1 protein-coding gene is annotated in these 2,051 nt (G+C 67.1%); it reads left to right on the forward strand.

Annotated features, from left to right (window positions below):
- Positions 1-126 precede the first annotated feature (126 nt).
- Positions 127-2,051 (forward strand): Ig-like domain-containing protein (locus AACZ35_RS13975; protein WP_339830329.1); only part of this gene is annotated, 1,925 nt, incomplete at its 3' end.

The following is a 2,051-nucleotide window of genomic DNA, read 5'->3' on the forward strand; positions in this document are numbered from 1 at the left end:
CGGCAACGACCTGGTGCAGGCCCTGGGCGGCCCCGGCACCACGCAGGGCTGCCCGACGCCCTGACGCTGATCGGCCGGCCCCGCGTTGTGCGGGGTCGGCCCGGATCGTTATCCTCCCCGGCGCCCATGACAATCAAAACCAGTCTTCTTGCCGCCGCCCTGGCGGCCTGCACCCTTCTCCCCTCAACCGATGCCCTGGCCGAACCGGTCGGCCGGGACGACCGCGTGGTCATCCTTGAAGGCTCCGGGCCCGTTTCTATCCCGGTGCTCGACAACGATGCCTGGACCCTGGCGGAGCTGACCGCCGGGCAGATCAGCATCGTGGCGGCGCCCGGAAAGGGTACGGCGAGCCTGCAATCGTCCGGCAGGCCCGGTGCCGCCGACGACCGCGTGCTCTACACGCCCAGCGCCGACGCCCTGGTGGAAGACCATTTCGTGTACCGCGTATGCACTGGCGCGACGCCGGTGTGCGCCGATGCCACCGTTCGGATCGTGCTGCGCCCCTATGCCGACATCCAGGTGGACGCGCCGGCGGTGGGTGGTTTCCTCGACCTGCAGTTCTCCGGATTGCAGGCGATGCCTTCGCCGCGTTTCGACACCCTGCGGCTGGTGGAGCCGGTCGTTGGCCAGTACCCGATGGATCCCGACCCAACGCCCACCTCGCCATGGGACAGCCCGCAATCCACCCTCCCCACCTGGGTGACGCTGTATCCATACACGCCAGCCCCGCAGGCCCCGCGCCCGCGCTGGATACTGGTGGATGCCCGGTCGATGGAGTCGAGAAACTTCGACCTTTATGTCGGCGTCGATCGCAACGGCAACGGCGTGGCCGAGGCCTCCGAAATCGAGTGCGTCGCGGCCATGACCGGCAACGTGCAGCGCTGCGAGATCCAGGTCAGCGTGCAGGACGAACGCATGGATGTCTGGGCCCTTTCGCACAACCGCGATGCGGCGACCAACACGGTGAAAACCGAAATCTTCGCGATGGCCGCCTATGACGACGCGTCGCTTTCCTACAACTATGGCCTGTCGGCCACGGGGCCGGGCGTCACCGCGCAAGCGGAGAATTTCCCGGTTCGCCTGAGCTGGTACACGCCCTGGATACGTCCGGGCCAGGCCTTGGCGGGTTACCTGATGGTGCGCAGCGCGCCGGGCCAGCCGGCCCGTCCGGTGCCGGTGCGGATTGACCGGACTGCCGGCGAGACGCGTCCGGTCAACCTGCTGGGTCCGTGGTTCGAGGAGGTTTTCCTGCTGGCGGGCGCATCACTGGATGGCTTGTTCTTCGATGTGCCGGTGGGTGCCGACAGCGTCATGCTCGCCACCGGCGCGCGGAACATCGACGTGTACCTGAGCAAGGTCGAAGACGACACCTCGCCGCGCCCTTCCCGTATTCCGACGATGGCCGAAGACGCGTTGGTGGTGCGCCCGGAATTCGAGGCGTGGATCCCCACCAGTACGCTTACGCCGGGGCGCTGGTATGCCAAGGCCGTCAATGCCGGTGCTACGCCTGCGTACGCCTTCTTGTCGCTGGATTTCGAAGGCGCGGCCGTGAAGATCAGGCCCGGCAGCTACTTCAATCCCGCGAGGAGTGGTCACGGCCTGTTCCTCTATCCCGCCGGCAGCACCTGGGCGGGCCTCTGGTACACCTACCTGCAGGATGGTTCGTCCACCTGGTATTACCTGCAGCGCTCCGCACTGACGACGCACGAAGGCGCTTTCCGCCTGAATCTCTATCGCGCGGCCTGGGATGGCAGCGCCAACCACCTGGCGCGGGTGGGCGAAGCCACCGTCACGGCGACCTCGGCCCAGGGCCTGGTGTTCACTTACCAGCTCGACGGCGAACTGGGTTCCGAGCCCATGGTGGCGCTTGGCGAAGGCTGCCCGTCGCTGGATGGCCAGTTGCTTGACACCAGTTCGCACTGGTTCAACCCGGCCAGGGCAGGCACCGGCTACAGCGTGCAGATGTTTCCGGACTACGAGTTCTACGCGGCCTTTGTCTACGACAGCCGCGGCGTGGCGCGCTTCCTGACCTCGGAGGCGGGCAGTTTCCG

It is taken from the genome of uncultured Arenimonas sp., assembly GCF_963976025.1.
In the GTDB taxonomy this organism is placed as follows: domain Bacteria; phylum Pseudomonadota; class Gammaproteobacteria; order Xanthomonadales; family Xanthomonadaceae; genus Arenimonas.